This is a genomic window from Vibrio sp. SCSIO 43153, from assembly GCF_023716625.1.
Classification (GTDB): domain Bacteria; phylum Pseudomonadota; class Gammaproteobacteria; order Enterobacterales; family Vibrionaceae; genus Vibrio; species Vibrio rotiferianus.
This window is the reverse complement of record NZ_CP071855.1, coordinates 1,309,772-1,333,641: the sequence shown is the minus strand read 5'-3', so window position 1 is coordinate 1,333,641 and position 23,870 is coordinate 1,309,772. Positions and strand designations below refer to the sequence as shown.

The following is a 23,870-nucleotide window of genomic DNA, read 5'->3' as shown; positions in this document are numbered from 1 at the left end:
ATTTCCACCAATATCGTTCAAAAATGTCCCCTATTGCGATTGTGAGAAAAGAAGCAGTTTTAACGTATCGTACCATTGGAGTATAATCGCGCCTTCCAAAGGACTATTAGCGAAGCGATATTACTATCATGACAAAAGCACAAAACGTCGATCCAAGTGAAATTAAGAAATTCGAGGAGATGGCTTCTCGTTGGTGGGATTTAGAAGGCGAGTTCAAACCACTTCACCAAATTAACCCGCTTCGCTTGAACTATGTCCTGGAGAAAGCCGACGGTTTATTTGGCAAAAAAGTGCTCGATGTGGGCTGTGGTGGCGGTATTCTTGCAGAAAGCATGGCAAAAGAAGGTGCAGTGGTAACTGGCCTAGATATGGGTAAGGAACCTTTAGAAGTCGCTCGCCTGCACGCACTAGAGACAGGAACTAAGCTGACTTACATCCAAAGCACCATCGAAGACCACGCAGCGGAAAATGCCGGGACTTACGATGTCGTGACTTGTATGGAGATGCTTGAACACGTCCCTGACCCACTCTCTGTGATTCGTTCTTGTGCAGCGTTGGTCAAACCTGGCGGCCATGTCTTCTTCTCTACACTAAACCGCAATATCAAGTCATACCTATTTGCCATTGTTGGCGCAGAGAAGCTATTGAAAATAGTTCCGGAAGGCACTCACGACCACGAGAAATTCATCAAACCAGCAGAAATGATGAAGATGATTGACCAAACAGACCTAACCGAAATGGGTATCACTGGCTTGCACTACAATCCTCTTAACGACAGCTACAAACTAGGCCGTAATGTCGATGTAAACTACATTGTCCATACTCAAAAATACTAGTCTGATTACATAGCAATCACATCAACCAAATGAGCCTATAAAAGAAGGGTTCGTTAGAGAGGCAGTAGCATAGGTTTACTGCCTTTTTTAGTTTCTGTTGGTACATTTTTCGTGCACTAGATTCCATTTTAACCAATCTATTTTTAACAAACAAAAACTGTCAAAGATCAAGGAAAATATTTTTACATGCGGTTATTTGTAAACCGATCTGAAAACTGCAATTTTCTCCAATCAATCTCCCCCTTTTCTCATCGGTTAGTGTTCACTTACTGATTTTTTTCGTTCTCATAGTTATCCACAAGTCATCCCCTGCCTGTGCCTTGAAAAATTGGGGCAATAGCACTATCTTGTAACCCGCAAACAAATTAACCCCTATATGTTGTGTTTAAGCTACAATATATAGATAGACTTTGATCACAAAGCCACCGCAATTTTTACAAGTTTTGCACATAAACAAACAAAAATACGGCTTTTATCAGTTTTCTTAGGGAAATAAAGCAGAATGAACCAACAACTTACCGTCACTAAGCGTGATGGCCGCAAAGAAAATATCGATCTGGAGAAAATCCACCGCGTTATCACTTGGGCTGCCGAAGGTCTTAACAACGTTTCAGTATCACAAGTAGAACTACGTGCTCACATCCAGTTTTACGACGGCATCACCACGTCAGATATCCATGAGACGATGATCAAGTCTGCTGCAGACTTGATTTCTGAAGAGACTCCGGACTACCAATACCTAGCTGCTCGCCTAGCGGTATTCCACTTACGTAAAAAAGCATACGGTCAATATGAGCCGCCTACGCTTTACAACCACGTGTCTCGTCTTGTTGATATGGGTAAGTACGATCAACATATCCTAGAAGACTACACAAAAGCAGAATTAGATGAGCTTGATGCGTACATCGACCACAAGCGCGATCTCGATTTCTCTTACGCTGCAGTAAAACAGCTAGAAGGTAAGTACTTCGTACAAAACCGTGTTTCGGGTGAGATCTACGAAAGTGCTCAGTTCCTTTACATCCTTGTGTCTGCTTGCCTGTTCGCTAACTACCCGAAAGAAACGCGTCTTGATTACATCAAGCGTTTCTACGATGCGACGTCGAAGTTCAAGATCTCACTACCTACACCGATTATGTCTGGTGTACGTACCCCTACTCGCCAGTTCAGCTCATGTGTACTTATCGAGTGTGGTGATAGCCTTGATTCTATCAACGCGACAGCAAGCTCAATTGTGCGTTACGTTTCTCAACGTGCAGGTATCGGTATCAACGCAGGTCGTATCCGTGCGCTAGGTTCGGAGATCCGCGGTGGTGAAGCATTCCACACAGGTTGTATCCCGTTCTACAAATACTTCCAAACAGCAGTGAAATGTTGTTCTCAAGGTGGTGTTCGTGGCGGCGCTGCGACTGTGTTCTACCCACTATGGCACGGCGAAGCTCGCTCGCTAATGGTACTTAAGAACAACCGTGGTGTTGAAGAAAACCGTGTTCGTCACATGGACTACGGTGTTCAGTTGAACAAACTGATGTACCAACGCCTAGTAGAAGGTGGCAACATCACGCTGTTCTCACCATCTGACGTACCAGGTCTATATGACGCATTCTTCGAAAACCAAGAAGAATTCGAACGTCTATACGTGAAATACGAAAACGATCCTTCAATCAAGAAAGAAACGGTTAAAGCGATCGAAATGTTCACTCTGCTAATGCAAGAGCGCGCATCAACAGGCCGTATCTACATTCAGAACGTGGACCACTGTAACACTCACAGCCCATTCGATTCAGAAGTAGCGCCAGTTCGTCAATCAAACCTATGTTTGGAAATCGCGCTGCCAACTAAGCCTCTGAAGAACGTTGAAGATGATTCAGGTGAGATCGCACTGTGTACGCTGTCTGCGTTCAACCTAGGTGCTATCAAATCTCTAGATGATTTCGAAGAACTATCAGAGCTTGTAGTGCGTGCACTAGATGCCCTACTTGATTACCAAGATTACCCACTACCAGCAGCATACAAGTCGACAATGAACCGTCGTACGCTGGGTGTTGGTGTTATCAACTTCGCATACTACCTAGCGAAGAACGGTGTTAAATACTCTGATGGCAGCGCAAACGGTCTAACTCACCGTACATTTGAAGCGATTCAATACTACCTATTGAAAGCGTCTGTAGCGCTAGCAAAAGAACAAGGTAAGTGTCCTTCGTTCCACGAAACGAACTACGCGAAAGGCCTATTGCCAATCGACACTTACAAGAAAGACGTTGACCTAATCTGTGAAGAAGAACTGCACTACGATTGGGATAGCCTACGTCAAGAGATCATGGAACACGGTCTACGTAACTCAACACTGACTGCGCTAATGCCATCTGAGACCTCTTCTCAGATCTCTAACGCGACAAACGGTATTGAGCCACCACGCGGTTTCGTATCTGTTAAAGCGTCGAAAGACGGTATCCTGAAGCAAGTTGTACCAGATTTCACTGAACTGAAAGACAACTACGAACTGCTTTGGAACATCGGTTCTAACGACGGTTACCTACACCTTGTGGGCATCATGCAAAAGTTCGTTGACCAGGCGATTTCTGCAAACACAAACTACGACCCTTCTGGTTACGAGAGCGGTAAGGTTCCAATGAAGAAACTTCTTCAAGACCTTCTAACTGCATACAAGTTTGGTGTGAAGACGCTTTACTACCATAACACTCGTGACGGTGCGAAAGACGACCAGAAAGACGCAGTTCAACCACAAGATGACGATTGTGCAGGCGGCGGTTGTAAGATTTAATCTCCCGCACCCTAACAATCTGTAGAAACAAACAATCGAACACCTCCCCTTTTGGGGAGGTCTAAAAGGAATTGAGGCATTATGGCTTACAGTACTTTTAACCAAAACAAAAACGACCAACTAAAGGAGCCAATGTTCCTTGGTCAATCAGTGAACGTTGCTCGTTACGACCAACAAAAATTCGAGATCTTCGAAAAGCTAATCGAAAAACAATTGTCTTTCTTCTGGCGTCCAGAAGAAGTTGACGTATCAAGCGACCGTATCGATTACAACAAGCTACCAGATCATGAAAAGCACATCTTCATCTCAAACCTGAAGTACCAAACGCTGCTTGACTCAATTCAAGGCCGTAGCCCGAACGTAGCACTACTTCCACTGGTTTCTCTGCCTGAGCTAGAAACATGGATTGAGACATGGTCTTTCTCGGAGACAATTCACTCTCGTTCGTACACGCACATCATCCGTAACATCGTGAATGATCCAAGTGTGGTATTCGACGACATCGTTGAAAACGAGCACATCCTAAAGCGCGCTAAAGACATCGCACACTACTACGATGATCTGATCCAAGCGACAAACGACTACCACCGTTACGGTGAAGGTGAGCACGTTCTGAACGGCGAAACGGTTAAAGTTAGCCTGTACGATCTGAAGAAGAAACTGTACGTGTGTTTGATGTCAGTAAACGCACTAGAAGCAATCCGCTTCTACGTAAGTTTCGCTTGTTCATTCGCTTTCGCAGAGCGTGAACTAATGGAAGGTAACGCGAAAATCATCAAGCTGATCGCTCGTGATGAAGCACTTCACTTGAACGGTACGCAACACATGATCAACCTGCTACGTAACGGTCAAGATGACTTCTCATTCATGCAAATTGCTGAAGAAGCAAAACAAGAGTGTTTTGACCTATTCAAAGAAGCGGCTGAGCAAGAAAAAGAGTGGGCTGAGTACCTATTTAAAGATGGTTCAATGATCGGTCTGAACAAAGACATCCTGAGCCAATACGTTGAGTACATCACTAACATCCGTATGCAAGCGGTAGGTCTGCCTGCAGCGTACCCTGAAGCGACGTCCAACCCTATCCCATGGATCAACGCTTGGTTGTCATCGGATAACGTTCAGGTAGCACCGCAAGAAGCAGAAATCTCTTCATACCTTGTTGGTCAGATTGACAATGAAGTAAGTGCAGACGACTTCGAAGGGTTTGAGCTGTAATGCCAAATATCAAAATCAACAAACTCGTGAGCATTGAATCCAACCCATCCAATACGATTTTGGAGACGATGGAACAAGCAGGCTTATTACCTGAATACAACTGTCGTGACGGGCACTGTGGAGCTTGTCGTTGTAAGTTGGAGTCGGGTGAAGTGGAGTATGTTGGTTTTGCAATGGCTTACATCCAGCCAGACGAAATCTTACCCTGTATTTGTAAGGCAAAATCTGACCTTTCGCTTAGCGGTGTGAACTACGCGATGAGAGAAAAGCGCGCGTAGACTACCGCCCTACCGAACATAAAAAAGCCAAGGCGATCGCCTTGGCTTTTTGTCATCTAGAAATATTTATCTTCTTTGCATCAAGAATTTAAAGCACACTGTTTGGAATGTGCATCTCTTTGACTTTTTCTAAAAATGCATATTGAGCTGCCATTGGCTTGCGCTCTAAGTAACGGCGTAATAAATCTAACGCTGCAGCACTGATAACTTTTACTTGGTCATCGCGCTGGTACTTTCTCGATAACTTATAGAGCGCCCCCCACTCTCCCACAGAGGTAGAAAGAGCGACGGAAAATACACCATCATCAAGTTTCCCCGTTACTAACGCTAAATCTGTGCCACATTTCTCTCGTGTCGCTCCGGCAAGGGCAAAAGTCGCAGCCAACGTATCGCCTTCATCCATTATTGTCTTATTTTGCCCAGGCAGCACCCAGCCATGACCAAATTGCTTCCCTACATTTTCATCGCCATTAAGCCAATAAGTCAGGTGCCCAGCGCTGCTTTGCTCAGAAACGGACAAGGTAAGCCCTTTCTCTAACAGTAAGCGACCAATATGCTCAACCATCGGTACATCAACACTTACAGTATTGGTTTCCAAGTGTTTATGAATAAGCTGCATTAGCTTCATACGCTGTTCCAATTGATTGGATGGGCCAAACAATTTTACTTCGATGAAAGGTAAGTAAGAGCGATACCCAAGTTCATAGCCTTGAGGTAGCTTCATTTGGTCAAGTTTGTCAGATATCCCGGATTCAGAAAGACCAAAGGTATAAATTCGACTACATGATGAGCTTTCTACGTCTGGAAAGCGTTTTTTTAAGTCTGGCAGAATTTGAGCTTCCGCCATCAACTTAAATTCACTTGGAACTCCCGGCGTAAAATAGAACACGGCATCATTGATCAGCATTTTAAAACCGCAAGCCGTACCAATTGGGTTATCAACAATCTCTGCAGTTTCCGGCAACATCGCTTGCTTCAAATTACTGTCTGGCATTGGTATACCACGACGGGCATACATTGCCTCTAGATAATCTAACCAGTCCTTAAATAGCACTAACTTACACTCTGCCGCTTTTGCTGCCGCTGCGGCACTCATGTCGTCCGTTGTTGGTCCTAAACCACCGTTTACAATAACCACATCGTTATTGAAGCTAAGCATCAAAAACTCTTCGAGTAAGCTTGAAAGGCTATCTCCAACTGTCGATCGTTTGGTTAAGCCAAATCCATGTTGATAAAATAAGCTCGACAACCAAGCTGCGTTTGTATCAACAATATCACCGTGAAGCACCTCTTCACCGGTACTAAGCATTGCAATTTTCACAACTGACTCCTGAAATTAGGCAAAATTCACTTTTTTTCGACATTGTGCCTAAATCGTTTTCATTTTATTGGACTAATCTCTTAGTCAATTCGTTGAGATTAAATGTAGGTCAAGTATTTAAATGGCTGTTCTTTTGAGGGATAATTGTGAACTCGATCATCCAACCAACAACTCGGAGACCTTTGTGTCAAAATCATCCATGTTCAAGAAAACTTTAAGTGGTCTTGTTCTGACAGCATCTGCTGCGGCAAATGCAAGTCAGTACGATATGAGCAACCATATTGAGTTCTCTTACAAGCCTGATTGCTTGTCAGGTTACTGCGAAACGACCACTCTGTATAGCTTCGAACCACAAAATCGTCGTTTTGCTATGGGACTGGATAATGATGATTCTTTAAACCTCGACGCAGGTCTTCAACCAAAACACGTTATTGTTCCAACTGACAAAGATTGGGATTACCTTATGGGTCAAACTTACACCATCCTTGGTTTAAGTGTGGCGACGGTAGGTTTGATGACTTTTCTACCAGAAAGTATTACTAAGTGGGACGAAGAAGATCGTGACATGAGTAAGCTAGGTAGCAAATGGAAAGACAACGTTTCAAGTGGTCCAGTTTGGGATCGTGATGAACACTTTCTTAACTACATCATGCACCCATACTTCGGTGGCGTATACTACACGGCAGCACGACACGCAGGTTACAACGAGTTCGAATCCTTCTTGTACTCTGCAACTATGTCGACTTTCTTTTGGGAATACGGTGTAGAAGCCTTTGCAGAAGTTCCATCGTGGCAAGACATTTTTATCACACCTTTCTTCGGTGCGGTTGTCGGTGAAATGATGCTAACAGCTGAGCAAGACATTGTTGCCAATGGTGGTGAAGTGATGGGCTCAGAAACAATGGGCGACGTGTCACTTTTCTTCCTTAACCCGGTTGGTCATATTCATTATTGGGTATCGGATGCTTGGGGCGGCAGCGCAGAGTTCCAGTTTGCTTCATCTCCTTGGTTCGGAAACCAAGACGCCGCTAAGTTTGCGATGGATGCCGGCGCTAGCTATGACAACGTCTTCTATGGTTTTGAAATGAAGGTTACCTTCTAAAATAAAATCTCCAATGAGCAGCCGAACGGCTGCTTTTTTTGTGCCCTGAGCATAATTTTCATTATTTGCATCACGAATTAGAGTTAAAAATTGACTTTAGTCAAACATAACCTCCCAGCGACACCTACACTGAAATAAAAGGCATTATTCCAAGGACTTAAGTATCGATCACTGAAGGTCCAACAACTGCAGCATTACGTATACAGTGCCGCACCCAAACCTTATTCCGGGAGGGGACATTATGAACACAGTATTTATCGTTAATTTTGTCGGTCAGGCTTCGCCAGCTACCATCAAACAACTCGCCGCAGCTACCCATGAAAATGGTGGGAAATGGTTAATCAGTAAAGTGAACTTTATCGAAGACCAAGTCGCTGGCGTAATTAAAGTTGAGCTCCCTGAAGAGAACGTAGATACCGTTAAAGATGCGTTCACAGCTTGTCAAACCTTAGTGGTTAAGTTTGTTGACTCAGAACCACACTCACATCGTGAAGAAACTATATTCCAGTTACGTTTAGACGCCAATGACCGCGCAGGTATTGTCAATGAGATCACTCATGTGCTTGATAACCAAGGTATCTCTATCCTAGATATGGACTGTCAACGGGTGTTCATTGCAGGCGGCGGCGGTATAAGCTCAAGTCTGTTCAGCGCGAAACTGGCGATCAAACTACCAAGTGAAGTTGAAGTGGATGATGTGGTGAATGAGCTTGAGTCGCTCAGTGAAGATACTCGTGTGATTATCGAAAGCTAACACGCCCTAGCTTATAAATTAAAAAAGAGCAGCGTTTTGCTGCTCTTTTTACGTTCAACCAAATGAAATAGGATTACTTCACTGTCCATTGAGACAAAGAACGCTTGAAATCTGAATAATCAAATTCATTCAGTTTTTGTACATCACCGTTTGAGCGTTCGCAGTACACAGATGGCATGCGCAGACCATTGAACCAGTTTAGCTTCACCATGGTGTAACCCGCACTGTCCAGAATGTGTAGACGCTGACCAATTTCTAATGGCTGTTCGAAGTTCGCCACACAGAACTGATCACCCGCTAGGCAAGAGCAAGAACCAATAACGTACTCGTGTTCACCATTTTCAGATGCTTCTAGGATAGACGCAGGTTCATTGTAGATTAGTGTGTCTAAGCGGTGCGCTTCCGTAGCCGAATCCACAATTGCAGTCTTCTTCACGTTCTCAACAATATCTACCACGGTAACGACAAGATCCGTCGTTTTAGTGATGATTGCCTCACCCGGCTCTAGGTACATTTGTATACCGTGCTTTTCAGAGAACGCTTTCAGCGCTAGGCCTAACTTCTCGATATCATAGCCTGGCCATGTGAAGAACACACCGCCACCCATGCTAACCCAATCGAGTTTATTTAGGTATTCGCCAAACTGTTCGGAGATCGAGTCCAGCAGGCCGATGAACGCGTCCACGTCTTTGTTCTCACAATTCATGTGGAACATCACACCATCAATGCCATCGAAAATTTCCGGCTTGATGTGGTCAGCTTGTACGCCTAGACGAGAAAACTGACGTGCAGGGTTAGCCAAGTCTTGACCTGCGTAGCTTACGCCTGGGTTAAGGCGAAGACCAATAGACGCTTTGCCCTCAACGATATGGCGGTAAGCCGCTAGCTGTGACTGCGAGTTGAAAATCATCTTGTCACAGATATCTGCTACTTCACGTACGTCATCTTCACTGTAGCCAACGCTGTATGCGTGCGTTTCACCACCAAAAGTCTCGTAGCCAAGCTTCACTTCAAACGGACCTGAACTGGTAGTGCCATCTAAGTAAGGCTTGATGATGTCGAATACGCCCCATGTTGAGAAGCACTTAAGCGCCAACACAAGCTTCACACCAGAAATATCTTTCAGCTGCTTCGCTTTTTCTAAGTTCTCAACCAGTTTGTCTTCATTGATCATGAAGTACGGGGTTTTAAGCTGTTCTTTGTTCATAACTAACCATTTATCAACCATTAACCCCCTCTAACTCCCCCTTAAAAAGGGAGAGTGTAAACTGTACTCGGTTTGCCTCAGCTTCCCCCCTTTTAAAAGTGGAAGATTGGAAACTAAGCTCGATCTGTTTCTGCTCCTCCCATTTTTAAGGGGAGGCTGGGAGGGGTTAACCTCAAATACAACAAAAGCAGCCACGGCTTTTCGCCATGACTGCTCGAATTATCTAAACAAGTTTAATGATAAAACTTATTTGTTCAGTTCGTGAATCAGCGGTAAGCCCTGACCTGCTTCCAACTCCTGAACATGCCAATCTAGACCGATCGTTGGCATTGTTTCTAGGAACGGGTCTGGGTCTAGCTGTTCCATGTTGAACACGCCGTTATCAGCCCACTTGCCACGGAAGAATTGCAGTGCAGCAGTGATTGCAGGAACACCTGTAGTGTAAGAGATCGCTTGGTGTTCTACGTCTTCGTACGCGACTTCATGGTCTGCGTTGTTGTAGATAAACACGCTACGCTCTTTACCGTCTTTCTTACCTTGAACCCAAGTACCGATACACGTTAGGCCAGTGTAGCCAGGTGCTAGAGACGTTGGATCAGGCAACATCGCTTTTAGTACGTGTAGAGGTTGAACTACTGTACCGTCGTGTAGCGTTAGTGGTTCTGGACTTAGTAGGCCAATATCACGCATTACGTTGAAGTAGTTTAGGTAACGGTCACCGAAACCCATCCAGAACTCAATGCGTTTTGCAGGGATGAACTCTTTCATTGAGCGAACTTCATCGTGTGCCATTGAGTACACTTTGTGTGAACCACAGTTCGGGAAATCGAACTCTAGCATACGAGAGTGACAAGGTACTTGTTTCCACTCGCCGTTTTCCCAGTAGAACGAATCGCCTTGGATCTCAAGCATGTTCGTTTCTGGGTCAAAGTTGGTCGCAAACTTCTTACCGTGGTCGCCTGCGTTCACGTCCATTACGTCGATAGTGTCGATTTCATCAAACAGATGCTTCACTGCGTACGCCGCGAATACTGATACTACGCCTGGATCGAAACCCGCACCTAGGATACCGGTGATGCCCGCTTCTTCGAACTTCTCACGGTAACCCCATTGCCAGTCGTAAGCTTCAGGTACTTGCTGACCTTCAGAACATAGATCAACCGCTACTGATGTATCTAAGTATGAAACTTTTGCTCGGTAACACGCTTCCATGATTGGCATGTTAACCCACGGAGGACCCGCGTTAATCACTAGATCCGGTTTTACTTCTTCAATAAGAGCAACCAGAGAATCTACGTCGTCAGCATTCACTGCACGCGCGTCTAGTTTCTTAGCTGAATCTTTCAGGTTGTTTTTCTTCTGAATCGATTCGATGATCTTCTCACACTTACCGATAGTACGTGATGCGATAGTGATATCACCCAGAACGTCGTTGTTTTGTGCTGCTTTATGTGCAACAACCCAGCCAACGCCGCCTGCACCAATCTGTAGAACTGCCATAGTTTTCCGTTACCTTTATTAAACTAGCTCAACTGCTAGCGTGTTGATTTTCAAGAGCAAAGATTCAAAGTCCGCTGTCGTTAGACAAGGATTCAAAATCGTAAATTTAAGCGCGGTCTTACCATCAACGATGGTTTCACCAAGAACTGCAATACCGCGAGTCAACGCCTCAAGACGCAATGTTTTGTTCAGTTCATCTAAATCTGCACAAGCGTTTGTTGCACGGAATAGAACCGTAGAAAGCGCTGGCTCAGCCAGAAGTTCAAACTGCTCGTGGTCACGAACCATGTCCGCTACTTGTTGCGTTTGTACTAGCAAGTGATCGTACATATCGCCAAGCGCCTTAGGACCGACGTTTTGCATCGTCATAAAGACTTTCAATGCATCAAAGCGCTTCGTCGTTGCAATAGATTTGTCCACCAAGTTTGGTAGCTCATCGTGTTCACGGTTCAGGTAGTCAGCATGATGAAGTAGGAACTTAAAGTTCGACTTATCATTAACCAGTAGAGCACCACAGCTGATTGTTTGGTAGAACAGTTTGTGGAAGTCGACACTGATCGAGTGCGCACGCTCTACACCTTTCAGGCGCGATTTGTGGCTGCTAAGAATCAGTGCACCACCATAAGCGCCATCCACGTGCATCCACATTTCGTGTTTCACTGCCATATCAGCAATGAAATCAAGATCGTCAATTGCGCCGTGATCGGTCGTACCCGCGGTGCCAACAATAGCGAATGGAATCAAACCTTCTGCTTTTGCCTGAGTTAGAACGTGATCTAACTGAGTAATGTCCATTGTGCCATCAGCGTTCGCATCGACGGTCATCACGGCTTTCTCACCCAGTCCCATCCAAGATGCTGACTTTTGAACCGTGAAGTGCGATTTCTTCGAACATACGATACGAAGTTTGTCTGCGTAATCAGGAAGACCCAGCTTTTGGATTGAGTGGCTGCTAAGCTTGTCAGCAATCCAGTCACGCGCCAGCATTAAGCCCATTTGGTTGCTTTGTGTGCCGCCGCTAGTAAAGATGCCATCCGCCTTCTCACCAAGCTCGTATTTATCGCACAGCCAGTTAATCACTTTTTGCTCTACGTAAGTCGCAGAAGATGCTTGATCCCATGAATCCATTGATTGGTTCAACGCTGCAATCATCGCTTCTGCCGCGACTGCAGGCATCAGAGGAGGCGTATGCAAGTGAGCAATACAATCAGGGTGTTGAGTGAAGATCGCGTTTTTAGCGACAAGTTCTGCCGCTTCATCAATCACCGATTTCAGCGATGCATTTTTGTTATCCAGATCGACAGCATTAATTGCAGCTTCTAGAAACTGAGGATTCATACCTGAGTATGGTGCGTTCACTTGTTCGAATACCGACTTCATCGCCGCTGTCGTGTGATTCATTACAGACGCAAATTCAGCACTGCCAAGTTCACCGGTATGAATGAAGTGCTTTTTCCATTCTTCTTGTTGCGATGTTTCAACATGGCTACCGCCTGCTGCGATGATCGCATCTTCAAGAACTCGTAGAGCAAAGTCGATTTGCTCGAAAGAGATGATAAGCGGAGGAAGGAAGCGAATTACAGAACCATCACGACCACCCTTTTCTACCATCAAGCCACGCTCAAGTGCCGCTCGTTGGATAGCAAGAGTAAGCTGACCATCAGCGAGAGGCTCACCGAACTTGTTCAATTCGCCGTTTGGATTCTTAATTTCAACACCCAGCATTAAGCCTTTACCGCGAACGTCTGCGATACAGTTAACGCGTTTTTGAATGCTCTCAAGACCAAAGCGTAGATACTGGCCTGCAACGTTTGCGTGCTCAACAAGATTGTCGCGTTGGATGATTTCGAGTGCTTTCGCACCTGAGACCATAGCAAGTTGGTTACCACGGAACGTACCGGTGTGTTCACCTGGCTTCCACGTATCGTGTTGCTTATTGATCACAAGCAGCGACATTGGTAAGCCGCCACCAATCGCTTTAGACAAACACAAAATATCAGGAACGATCTCTGCTTCTTCGAATGCGAAGTTGTAACCAGATTTACCCACACCACATTGAATTTCATCAAAGATCAGAAGGATACCGTGCTCATCACAGATGCGGCGCAACTCACGTAGCCAGAATGCAGGCGCAGGAATAACACCACCCTCACCTTGCACAGGCTCCACGATAATCGCAGCAGGCTTCATGATGCCCGCTTCATCATCGTTGAGCAGACGCTCGATGTAACGAATACTCGCTTTCGCCCCTTCGTCACCGCCTAGACCAAATGGACAACGTAAGCTGTAAGGGAATGGCATAAAGTGTACATCTGACATCAAACCAGTACGGCGAGCTTTAGTGCCTAAGTTGCCCATCATCCCCATGGTACCGTTTGTCATACCATGGTACGCACCGCGGAAAGCAAACATGGTGTTACGACCGGTAGTTTGTTTGGCCAGCTTGATTGCTGCCTCAACCGCGTCTGCACCAGAAGGGCCACAAAACTGAATCACACAATTATCACTCAGTTCTTGAGGCAGGAAGCCTTTCACAGACTTAATGAAATGGGTTTTAGCAGACGTTGCAATATCGAGAGTCTGATACGGTAGGCCAGAGTCCAATTGTTCTTTTAACGCTTGGTTGATTTCTGGGTGGTTGTAACCCAAAGCCAAAGTGCCGGCCCCTGCAAGACAATCTAGGAAGATTTGACCACGCGTATCTTCAACCAAACAGCCATAGGCTTGCTTGATCGCTATTGGTAAACGACGTGGGTAAGAACGAACCTCAGATTCATGTTCCGCCTGTTCAATAAGGATTTGATCTGGCGTTAAATCATACGTTCCATCAACAACTGGAACCTGAGTAGAAAAAGTGTTTGCGATAGTATTATCGACTTCAAAGGCAGTGCTCATACTACATGACCCCTTGAATTAGAATGATTCTCTATCCTGTATTTATTATCGTTAGCATTAAATAACAGGAGATACAGATACACCTCCGCATTCGTCATCGATTAAACGACAAATACAGATAACCCGTCACAAAAAGCGTGACTTTTATTAAGCTTGGGGAGTAATCAAGGCTCCGTAATGCACCCGTTTTGTAAAACAGGACATTTCGGTAGTATGAAGCTGATTAGTGTGTGTTTATTTAAAGGTTTCAATGTTGGGTTTCCCATTAACATGCCGCTTCTACAGCACTAGTATCCCGTCTATCAACAAAAGGCTTTGTCGATACCTACCCTACGCAGTGTCACAATCAGCTTGAATGGTCGCTGCGCGTATCCCCCAGAGAATCAAATGACGTAAAATTACGCTCCGAGATTGCGCGCGAATTTATCACAGAATAAAATCTTCTGGCAATACGTTTTCATCAGTTTCATATTGATTAAGATCACAATAACAATAAACCGAGTGCTAAGGGCTTTGCCACTATATGGATCTGTCTCGCAGAAAAGTGCATTAGAGGTGTGTAAGAAGAAAGAAATAAGCAGAACTAGAAGCAGACCAACATCGTCGAAGCTGCAGTTTAGTGCTAGTAATTGGGATAGTGTCAAACGAGAAAAGAAAAAGCCCAGCATAAACGCTGGGCTTATAATCTGGAGCGACACACGAGGTTCGAACTCGTGACCTCAACCTTGGCAAGGTTGCGCTCTACCAACTGAGCTAGTGTCGCAGATTTTGAGATGGTGCCCCGGGCCGGACTTGAACCGGCACAACGCGAACGTCGAGGGATTTTAAATCCCTTGTGTCTACCAATTCCACCACCAGGGCACACAAATATTCTTTGTGATGCCTTTACAGAAAAGTAAAACACCATCTGATACCGCCAATCGCCATATCATTTAAATTTGGAGCGACACACGAGGTTCGAACTCGTGACCTCAACCTTGGCAAGGTTGCGCTCTACCAACTGAGCTAGTGTCGCATTTATTCTCGAAAGCCTTTCACTCTCAAAAGAATAATGGAGGCGCCTCCCGGAGTCGAACCGAGGTCCACGGATTTGCAATCCGCTGCATAGCCACTCTGCCAAGGCGCCTCATTTGTGAAGGAAGCTTAACTTCTCTCACCACCCTTTCAAGCTATGCTCTCTTGGGTACGGAATGCATTCTACGGATTCGGACGATCGAGTCAACACTATTTTTATTTTTTTAAATCGTTTGACCAGAATTTGTTCGAAAGACGGTAAATTGATTAGTTTTAATACTGAGATTAGCCCAAATACTCTTGTTTATCATGAATATTGCGCTACGCCGTTCACCTACCCTATGGCATTCCTTCTTGTATTAACTATCGATAATTAAAGGAACAAACCGCATTACGCGTTTAGTAGGATTAAAAACAAGACTCATGTCACATTTTTCTTTATCATGAATCCGAGACACAAAAAAGCAGGCTATCAAGCCTGCTTCTTAAAATGCTATTTGTGTTGGATTCTTTTAATGGTGCTCTTCATTGAGCAAATCATCCTTTGCAGCAGCCAGGTACTGAACCATTGACCAATACGTTAGGAAGGTTGCCACATACAAGGCACCAAAGCCTAACCACACCATCCAATCGTCATAACGCCAAATCAGAACCCACAGAGCAAACATTTGTGAGACAGTCTTGACTTTGCCCACCCAAGAAACCGCCACACTGGCTCGTTTCCCGATCTCGGCCATCCACTCGCGCAATGCAGAGATAATGATTTCACGCGCTATCATAGTAACCGCAGGGATCGTGACCCAAATCGTGTGGTAATGCTCAGTGATCAAAATCAACGCCGTCGCAACCAGCACTTTATCAGCCACTGGGTCGATGAAAGCACCAAAACGAGACGTTTGGCCTAGCTTACGAGCAAGCATGCCATCGAGCCAGTCAGTAAAACCTGCAACCCAGAAAACCATTGCTGCTGCAAAAGGAGCCCAAGAGTAAGGTAGATAGAAGACAACCACAAAAACTGGGATTAGGAACAGTCTTAGTAGAGATAGAATGTTCGGGATATTCAAACGCATTTTATTATTCTCTTACACATTGCGGCTTAATGTTGCGGGATTTTCCTTATTGTTTCAATGCTTGGAAAATAATTTCTGCCAAAGAGTGACTAATTCCCGGTACTTTGGCGATTTCTTCAACACTTGCGCGCTTTAATTCCTGTAAACCGCCCATGTATTTGAGCAAGGCTTGACGACGCTTTGGACCCACGCCCTCAATTCCTTCTAACGCACTGGTTCGTCGGGTTTTTCCCCGTTTAGCCCGATGCCCCGCAATTGCGTGGTTATGGCTTTCGTCGCGAATGTGCTGAATGAGGTGAAGTGCTGGCGCGTCACTTGGCAAATTAAACTCATCACCATCTACGGTAATTAAGGTTTCAAGGCCAGGCTTGCGGGTCACACCTTTGGCAATACCAATCATAGTTGGACGCTTCGGCCAATCTCCCCAGTAGTGGGATATGATTTCATGCGCTCGGTTGAGCTGCCCTTTACCACCATCGATGAAGATGATGTCAGGAATCTTCTCTACATCAAGCTGCTTCGAATAACGACGCTCTAGAGCTTGTCCCATTGCTGCGTAATCATCACCACCAGTAATGCCTGTAATGTTGTAACGACGATACTCCTGTTTAACAGGGCCTTCACTGTTGAACACCACGCATGAGGCAATGGTACTCTCGCCCATCGTGTGCGAGATATCGAAACATTCCATACGAGCGATGCTTTCCATCCCCAAGACTTCTCGCAGAGCTTTAAAACGCTGATTGATGGTCATCTTGTGATTGATCTTGGTGGTGATTGCCGTCAAAGCGTTAGTATTCGATAGTTTGAGGTAACGTCCACGTGACCCTGTTGGAGAGGTATGGAACTGAACCTTACGACCAGCAACCTCGCTCAGCGCCTGCTGAATCGGCTCTATATCGCCACTTAGCTCTTGATTCAAAATAATACGAGACGGGATGGTGCGCGCCTCGTTGTGGCTCAAATAGTACTGAGTAAGGAAGCTATCAAAGACTTCTTGTTGACTGGTGTTCTGTGGAATCTTAGGAAAATGACTGCGACTGCCTAGCACCTTGCCCTGACGAATCATCAAGATATGGATACAAGCGATACCGTTTTCTTGTGCAAAACCAAGTACGTCCATATCATCCATACTGTCTTCTGAAACGTACTGCTGTTCTTGTACGCGTCGAATCGCTTGAATCTGATCACGAAATTTCGCTGCATCTTCAAAGCGGAGCTGCTGGCTTGCCACTTCCATCTTCTCGATTAGTTGCTCAAGCACTTGTTTATCTTTACCCTGCAAAAACAAGCGAACAAAGCCCACCAGCTCGGCATATTCTTCATCAGAAATTATGGTGCTGACACACGGCCCTGCACAGCGACCAATTTGGTACATCAAACAAGGGCGAGTACGGTTGGAATAAACCGTATCTTCACACTGACGAACAGGGAGTGTTTTCTGCAAAAGGTGCAAAGTTTCTCGTACCGCACCAGAATCCGGGTATGGTCCAAAGTACTCACCTTTGCGCTTTTTCGCACCACGATGCATAGACAATCGCGGATGTTTATGGCCGCTAATGAAAATATAAGGGTACGATTTGTCATCACGCAGAAGTACGTTGTATTTCGGTAAATATTGCTTGATGTAGTTGTGCTCAAGGATGAGCGCTTCCGTCTCGGTGTGGGTTACCGTGACGTCAATTTTAGCGATATTACTTACGAGAGCGCGGGTCTTTTCACTGTCGACTTTCTTACGAAAATAACTTGAGAGGCGCTTTTTTAGATCTTTGGCTTTGCCGACATAAATCACAACAGCCTCGGCGTTGTACATTCTGTAAACGCCGGGCTGATGAGTTACTGTCTTGAGAAAGGAAGCCGAATCGAAGGGTTGATTCACACTAAAGGGTCTCGGTGTCCAGCATTCCGTGGCGGATCGCTAAGTGTGTTAACTCAACGTCACCATTGATGTCCAATTTACTAAACAGACGGTAGCGGTAGCTGTTGACTGTTTTTGGACTTAAATTAAGTTGTTCAGAAATATCCGTTACTTTCTGCCCTTTGGTGATCATCATCATGATCTGCAATTCACGTTCTGAAAGGTCTTTAAATGGATTCTCTGAGGCTGGTGAGAATTGACTCAACGCCATCTGCTGCGCAATCTCTGGTGAGATGTAACGCTGTCCACTGTTAACCACTCGAATGGCATTCACCATTTCGTCAGGTCCTGCACCTTTCGTTAAATAACCAGAAGCTCCCGCTTGCATGACTTTTGTCGGAAACGGGTTTTCAGTATGAACGGTTAAAACGATGATTTTGACATCAGGATTCACTCGAAGAATCTTCTTAGTAGCTTCCAAGCCACCGATTCCTGGCATATTCATGTCCATCAAAACGACGTCAGCATGATTACTGCGACACCATTTTACTGCATCTTCACCGCTGTCAGCTTCTCCTGCTACGTTCATTCCACGGACGTCTTCAATAATACGTCGTATCCCTGTGCGAACCAGCTCGTGATCATCTACAAGGAAAACATTTATCAAACTTGTATCTCCACACTTTTAATTGGCTCTGCACCCACATTCAGTTTATTCAATGCGGATATCAGTATGAGTGCCTATATAATACCGTATATGGCAAAAATTGCTTTATATGAATATGTGCTGAAACGCAAAGTTTAGCAAGAACTTATTTCTATATCTGGTCAGTAAGGCTGAATTTGCATATTTATCACAACCTTAGCCGAACAAAAAACCATCAACAAGTCGCTTCCCACATCATTGGGACAGCCATACAACAAATTGTCCTCACAACGAAAATGTAAACAAGTAATGCCCGAAAGAAGCGTGCCACAATGTGATACTGGTCAATTTAACAACATTATCAATAAGTTAACCTCGAACAGAAATTGGGTAGGAACGAGTGTCTCATATTTAATTCTAATTCAATTTCATCATTAAATTAGATTTGCAAATGCATATTGTTTCATTATTATGGCCGCCGCAATTTTATATTGCAGTTCTAAATTGGATATAACTTAAATATCAGGAAAATATAATGAAAAAGCTCTTAGCAGTGGCAGCGCTAGCTACTCTTCCTCTTTCAAACGTTGCAATGGCTGACTCTGACATCGGTTGTGGCTTAGGTACTATGATTTTCGACGGTAAGTCTGGCAAAGTATTTAAAGTACTAGGTGCAACAACTAACGGCACTTCTGGTAACCAAACGTTCGGTATCACTTTCGGTACGCTAGGTTGTGACGGTAACGGCACTATCACTTCAGCACAAAAACTAGCACTATTTATCGATGGCAACATGGATAACCTAGCTCGCGATATCGCGAAAGGCGAAGGTGAGACTCTTGCTACGCTTTCTGAAGTTTGGGGCATTCAAGAAGCCGATAAAGCGGCTTTCAACCAAATGGCTCAAGAAAACTTTGCGAAAGTATTCAAATCTGAGAATGTGACTTCACAAGAAGTCTTCGCTAACCTAAACGACTTGGTTGCTGAAAACAACGCTCTAGCTGCTTACACTATCTAAGCACTGGCCCCCCTAATAGAAAGTGTCCTTTTGGACACTTTTTTAATGCTATATTTTCGCGGTATTCGATGAAGTTCCCTTTTTGCACACATGCTTTAATCCTCTCGGCAAGTGTCTTTGCCTCCCCACTCTCAGCTCATGTTCACCAGATAGACTTGCAACAATTGTCCGAGGAGCCTTACTGGTTAAAGTTGGGGCATTACCTTCCTGCGACTTTGAGTGATTATAAAAGCACCGTTGACTCGAAAGCCTTTTTTTTATCAGTGGACGGCAAAACAAACCCAGAAGCTGAGTTGATCGCTACTTTTAATGCCTTTTACAACGCCGATGACACAACAAAGGCTGAAATGCGTTGTCGTTACCCAGCCCGCTTTACTTGGCTTGAACAACAACAGGATCGTGTGGCGATACTAAACTGCCCAGAAATGAATGACTGGAAAGAAGTACTAGACCCGGCAGGCATGACGTTAGTTTTTCCTACCGCCTTTATGAACAACCCTTCCTCCATGTTTGGCCATACATTGCTAAGAATCGATGCAAAGGATCAAACAAGACACAAGGAACTCGTGGCGTTTGCTGTTAATTTTGCTGCTGAGCCTCAGACCAATGATAATGCCGCTTTATACGCTCTCAAAGGCTTAGCAGGCAGCTATCCAGGTCGATTTACTGTCATGCCCTACTATCGCAAAGTCCGTGAATACAACGATATTGAATCTCGTGATATCTGGGAGTACAAGCTCAAGCTATCAGAAGATGAAGTAAATCGTGTGCTATTGCACCTATGGGAAATGCAAACTGCTGAATTCGATTACTACTTCATTGATGAAAACTGCTCTTATCAATTGCTCGCGCTACTTGAACTGGCAAGAGATGATCTATCTTTAGTTGCCGACTTCCCAGTTCACGCAATTCCATCAGATACGGTAGCAACACTCGCAGACAGTCACCTTTTAGATGAGCCTGAATATCGCGCTGCATTTGGCACTCGACTGCTTCATCAATCTAACGAAATAGACGAAGACCTTTTTCAAGCTGCAATCAAGGCTAAGCAAGGAGAATACCCTAGCGCTGCAAAATTTACGGATGAAGAGCGAGCAGCGATACTTGAGTTCGCTTACGAATGGCTAAACTATGAGCTTTACGACGACGGTTTAGAAAGAGATCCAACAGCAAAACAGCTGACTCAACTTCTCTATCAGCGCAGTCGAATCAAAGCTGACTCTCCCTTCTCTCCTGTGGAAGCACCTAAAGTATCCCCTGAAAAAGGCCATGCTTCTGCTCGAGTTGGATTGAGCTACCAATATAATGATGGGGCAACAAATCGAACACTCTTCCATTGGCGTGCTGCCTACCATGATTTGCTCGACTCTCAAGCGGGTTTTATTCCGGGAGCGAAAATTAGCTTTCTAGATACCACATTGAGTATCGACCAAGCGTCAAACGCCAGACTCGAGAACTTTCAACTTTTAGATGCGATGGCTTTAGCACCGGGAAATCGTGTTTTTGACAGCTTAGCGTGGAACATCCGTGGTGGCTTCGACCGAATGCCGGCAGAGAGCAAACTTGCCGGTCGATGGTTTGCTCAAGGTGGTGTAGGTAAAGCTTGGGGCGAGTCAGACAAGCTTCATCTATACACTCTCTTCTCCTTAGATGTTAGCGCAGGAGAACTCACTGAATACGACCTTACCGTGGGCTCTGGTGTTGAAGCTGGTGTTTTATGGCAAGCCACTCACAATCATCGTTTAGCCTTACAAGGTCAGTATCTGTATCTGTTTGACTCACTCGTAGATCAAAATGCTAAAGCAACAGCGAGTTGGAACTGGGCGTTGAGTCGAAACTGGGCAATTCGAAGCGAAGTCGAGTACCAGCATTGGTCTAGAGAAAACACCACAGCGAAGCTCACGGGATATTTTTACTACTGAGTTTTTGCTAATATCCTCTGATTAAGTAAAAAGGCTACCATATGTGGCCTTTTTGGTTTTTAAAGGAAATATTCGTTGGCGATTCAGCAAGGCTTTTTACTCACCAGACAAGCTCGGGACCTTTCAGGGCAAACTCAAATCGATCTTTGGGTCGCGACTAATAACGGGCCCGTAAACCTGACCATTCAAGGCGAAAAGCCTGTCTTTTTTATTGAGCAGAGTCATCAAGATCATGCTAGTACGCTAGCTAAGCAACATCATATCCCTTTAGAAATCAAACCACTCAACCTAAAAAGCTTTGAACTCATCCCCCTAAGTGCTTGCTACTGTCAAACGATCAGAGATTCATACACCTTGTCTGATCTGCTCGCTAAAGATGACATCATGACACTGGAAGCCGATATAAAACTCGCCGATCGCTTTCTCATGGAACGCTTCATTAAGGGAAGCATTGAGTTTACTGGTCGGTTTCAGGCTCAAAAGAATCATACTAAAGTATCTAAAGCCCAGTGCCGTCAAGGCGACTATATTCCTAGTTTGCATGTCGTTTCGCTCGATTTAGAGTGCTCAGAGAAAGGCATCCTCTATTCGATTGGTTTAGATAGCCCTGCTGATTCACGCGTGATCATGATTGGCGAACCTGAACCGGCAGACACACCAATCCAATGGGTGAAAGATGAGAAAGCGCTGCTTCAGGCGCTAATCGCTTGGTTTAAGCAATTTGACCCAGATGTGATTGTCGGCTGGAACGTTATCGACTTTGATTTCCGTCTACTGCACAAGCGTGCCGAGTGGCACAACATGAAGCTGGTGCTAGGCCGCGCTGACCAACCGAGTTTCTTCCGCAGCTCCGCGCAAAGCCAACAGGGCTTTATCTCTATTCCTGGTCGCGTGGTACTCGATGGTATCGATACGCTCAAAACCGCGACATACCATTTCCGCTCTTGGTCACTTGAGTCTGTTTCACAAGAACTCCTTGGCGAAGGTAAAGAGATTCATAACGTTCATGATCGAATGGACGAAATCAATCGCATGTACCGTTCAGACAAACCGTCTCTCGCTAAATACAACTTGCAAGACTGTGTGTTGGTCAACAAGATTTTTGACCACACTCACCTACTCGACTTCGCTATCGAACGCTCCCGCTTAACGGGAGTGGAACTGGATCGCGTTGGAGGCTCAGTGGCAGCGTTTACTAATTTGTATCTGCCGCAGATCCACCGAGCAGGGTATGTTGCGCCAAACCTGCATCCAGAAAACTGGATTGCCAGCCCGGGCGGCTATGTGATGGACTCCATCCCAAACCTTTACGACTCGGTATTGGTGCTAGATTTTAAGAGCCTGTACCCCTCGATTATTCGTTCATTCTTGATCGACCCTATGGGCTTAGTCGAAGGTTTGCAGCTTCAAATCGGCACAGCAGACGATGAAGCGGTACCCGGATTCCGTGGCGGTCAGTTCCATCGCTCGAAACACTTCTTGCCAGAAATGATCGAAAAACTTTGGGCAGCGCGCGATGTTGCAAAGAAGAACAATGAAAAAGCGTTCTCACAAGCGATCAAAATCATCATGAACTCATTTTATGGCGTGCTTGGTTCTTCTGGCTGTCGTTTCTTTGATACCCGCCTAGCTTCCAGCATCACTATGCGTGGGCATGAAATCATGAAGCAGACCAAGGTCTTGATTGAAGACAAAGGCTATCAAGTTATATATGGCGATACTGACTCAACTTTTGTCTCTTTAAACGGCGCCTTTAGCCAAGCAGACGCAGATAAAATTGGTAATGAACTGGTCGACTACATCAACCAATGGTGGAGTGACCATTTACGCAGTGAGTACAACCTCAACTCGATTCTTGAACTCGAATACGAAACCCATTATCGCAAGTTTTTAATGCCAACCATTCGAGGCGCGGAAACCGGCTCCAAGAAACGCTACGCAGGTTTGATTGGTGAAGGCGAACAAGAACGCATTATCTTCAAAGGATTAGAAAGTGCACGCACCGACTGGACACCACTGGCACAGCGATTCCAGAACATCTTGTATCAAATGGTCTTCCATGGTGAAGACCCTAGTGACTATGTGCGAGAGATGGTCGAAAAAACCAATAATGGTGAGTTTGATGATCAGTTAGTGTATCAAAAGCGATTACGCCGTAAGCTGCACGAATATCAAAAGAACATTCCGCCACAAGTACGTGCTGCGCGCTTGGCCGATGATATCAATGCGAAACTAGGCAGGCCATTGCAGTATCAAAATCGTGGTCGAATCGAGTACTTGATTACCGTAAACGGGCCAGAGCCACACGAATACCGTAATAGTCCTATCGACTATCAACACTATATTGATAAGCAGTTAAAACCTGTTGCGGATGCGATATTACCGTTTATTGGTACTAATTTTGAGCAACTCTCTGCACCACAAATGGGATTGTTCTAAAAGTACGACC

16 protein-coding genes and 4 tRNA genes are annotated in these 23,870 nt (G+C 45.1%); 9 read left to right on the top strand and 11 right to left on the bottom strand.

Translation table 11 applies throughout. The features are described from left to right. The first annotated feature begins 128 nt into the window (after positions 1 to 128). The 4 genes from ubiG (at position 129) to yfaE (ending at position 5,114) form a co-directional block, all read left to right on the top strand. Entirely contained in the window at positions 129 to 836 is a 708-nt protein-coding gene (ubiG, locus tag J4N37_RS06075) for a bifunctional 2-polyprenyl-6-hydroxyphenol methylase/3-demethylubiquinol 3-O-methyltransferase UbiG (RefSeq protein WP_010447571.1), read from the top strand. A gap of 502 nt (positions 837 to 1,338) precedes the next feature. Further along, positions 1,339 to 3,621, top strand: coding sequence for a class 1a ribonucleoside-diphosphate reductase subunit alpha (gene nrdA, locus J4N37_RS06070; protein WP_010447570.1), 2,283 nt, complete (start codon positions 1,339 to 1,341; stop codon positions 3,619 to 3,621). An 81-nt stretch (positions 3,622 to 3,702) separates the two neighbouring features. After that, positions 3,703 to 4,836, top strand: a complete 1,134-nt coding sequence (gene nrdB, locus J4N37_RS06065; protein ID WP_010447569.1) for a class Ia ribonucleoside-diphosphate reductase subunit beta — start codon at positions 3,703 to 3,705, stop codon at positions 4,834 to 4,836. Continuing rightward, a complete protein-coding gene (gene yfaE / locus J4N37_RS06060) occupies positions 4,836 to 5,114 on the top strand; it encodes a class I ribonucleotide reductase maintenance protein YfaE (protein WP_010447568.1) in 279 nt (92 codons plus the stop codon). Before nrdB ends, yfaE begins: the two co-directional genes overlap by 1 nt. Positions 5,115 to 5,202: 88 nt before the next feature. Here the strand turns inward: yfaE and J4N37_RS06055 are convergent, their stop codons facing one another. Further along, positions 5,203 to 6,435 carry a CinA family nicotinamide mononucleotide deamidase-related protein gene (locus tag J4N37_RS06055; RefSeq protein WP_252041907.1) on the bottom strand — a complete coding sequence of 411 codons (1,233 nt, stop codon included), beginning with the start codon at positions 6,433 to 6,435 and terminating at the stop codon, positions 5,203 to 5,205. A gap of 199 nt (positions 6,436 to 6,634) precedes the next feature. Here J4N37_RS06055 and J4N37_RS06050 point away from each other — a divergent pair, with 199 nt between their 5' ends. After that, positions 6,635 to 7,537: a DUF3943 domain-containing protein gene (locus J4N37_RS06050; RefSeq protein WP_010447565.1), complete on the top strand. Its 903-nt coding sequence runs from the start codon at positions 6,635 to 6,637 to the stop codon at positions 7,535 to 7,537. Positions 7,538 to 7,778: 241 nt separating this feature from the next. After that, positions 7,779 to 8,291 carry a glycine cleavage system transcriptional repressor gene (locus J4N37_RS06045; RefSeq protein ID WP_010447563.1) on the top strand — a complete coding sequence of 171 codons (513 nt, stop codon included), beginning with the start codon at positions 7,779 to 7,781 and terminating at the stop codon, positions 8,289 to 8,291. A 73-nt stretch (positions 8,292 to 8,364) separates the two neighbouring features. Here J4N37_RS06045 and nspC read toward each other — a convergent pair whose 3' ends face one another. The 10 genes from nspC to uvrY all read right to left on the bottom strand — a co-directional run bounded on the left by nspC (position 8,365) and on the right by uvrY (position 18,502). Next, positions 8,365 to 9,498 (bottom strand): carboxynorspermidine decarboxylase, encoded by a 1,134-nt coding sequence (gene nspC, locus J4N37_RS06040; protein ID WP_252042110.1) that lies wholly within the window; start codon positions 9,496 to 9,498, stop codon positions 8,365 to 8,367. A 246-nt stretch (positions 9,499 to 9,744) separates the two neighbouring features. Further along, a complete protein-coding gene (locus J4N37_RS06035) occupies positions 9,745 to 10,998 on the bottom strand; it encodes a carboxynorspermidine synthase (RefSeq protein WP_252041906.1) in 1,254 nt (417 codons plus the stop codon). Between the two features lie 18 nt (positions 10,999 to 11,016). Beyond that, positions 11,017 to 13,893 carry a pyridoxal phosphate-dependent class III aminotransferase gene (locus J4N37_RS06030; RefSeq protein ID WP_252041905.1) on the bottom strand — a complete coding sequence of 959 codons (2,877 nt, stop codon included), beginning with the start codon at positions 13,891 to 13,893 and terminating at the stop codon, positions 11,017 to 11,019. A gap of 687 nt (positions 13,894 to 14,580) precedes the next feature. Beyond that, positions 14,581 to 14,656 (bottom strand) — tRNA-Gly (locus J4N37_RS06025). Positions 14,657 to 14,667: 11 nt separating this feature from the next. Then, a tRNA-Leu gene (locus J4N37_RS06020) sits at positions 14,668 to 14,754 on the bottom strand. Positions 14,755 to 14,832: 78 nt separating this feature from the next. Beyond that, a tRNA-Gly gene (locus J4N37_RS06015) sits at positions 14,833 to 14,908 on the bottom strand. 37 nt (positions 14,909 to 14,945) lie between these two features. After that, positions 14,946 to 15,019 (bottom strand) — tRNA-Cys (locus tag J4N37_RS06010). Positions 15,020 to 15,419: 400 nt separating this feature from the next. Beyond that, entirely contained in the window at positions 15,420 to 15,977 is a 558-nt protein-coding gene (gene pgsA, locus J4N37_RS06005) for a CDP-diacylglycerol--glycerol-3-phosphate 3-phosphatidyltransferase (protein ID WP_005445072.1), read from the bottom strand. A gap of 46 nt (positions 15,978 to 16,023) precedes the next feature. Next, the gene (gene uvrC / locus J4N37_RS06000) at positions 16,024 to 17,856 is read right to left on the bottom strand and encodes an excinuclease ABC subunit UvrC (RefSeq protein ID WP_071236132.1); all 1,833 of its coding nucleotides are present in this window, start codon (positions 17,854 to 17,856) and stop codon (positions 16,024 to 16,026) included. A gap of 1 nt (position 17,857) precedes the next feature. Then, positions 17,858 to 18,502 carry a UvrY/SirA/GacA family response regulator transcription factor gene (uvrY, locus tag J4N37_RS05995; RefSeq protein WP_010447546.1) on the bottom strand — a complete coding sequence of 215 codons (645 nt, stop codon included), beginning with the start codon at positions 18,500 to 18,502 and terminating at the stop codon, positions 17,858 to 17,860. A gap of 514 nt (positions 18,503 to 19,016) precedes the next feature. Between uvrY and J4N37_RS05990 the strand changes: the two genes are divergently transcribed. The 3 genes from J4N37_RS05990 to J4N37_RS05980 all read left to right on the top strand — a co-directional run bounded on the left by J4N37_RS05990 (position 19,017) and on the right by J4N37_RS05980 (position 23,860). Further along, positions 19,017 to 19,499: a DUF3015 domain-containing protein gene (locus tag J4N37_RS05990; protein WP_038885009.1), complete on the top strand. Its 483-nt coding sequence runs from the start codon at positions 19,017 to 19,019 to the stop codon at positions 19,497 to 19,499. A 155-nt stretch (positions 19,500 to 19,654) separates the two neighbouring features. Continuing rightward, a complete protein-coding gene (locus J4N37_RS05985; RefSeq protein WP_231571990.1) occupies positions 19,655 to 21,421 on the top strand; it encodes an Lnb N-terminal periplasmic domain-containing protein in 1,767 nt (588 codons plus the stop codon). A 75-nt stretch (positions 21,422 to 21,496) separates the two neighbouring features. Next, on the top strand, positions 21,497 to 23,860 hold the full coding sequence (locus tag J4N37_RS05980) for a DNA polymerase II (protein WP_045387797.1): 2,364 nt from the start codon (positions 21,497 to 21,499) through the stop codon (positions 23,858 to 23,860). The last annotated feature ends 10 nt before the right edge of the window (positions 23,861 to 23,870 follow it).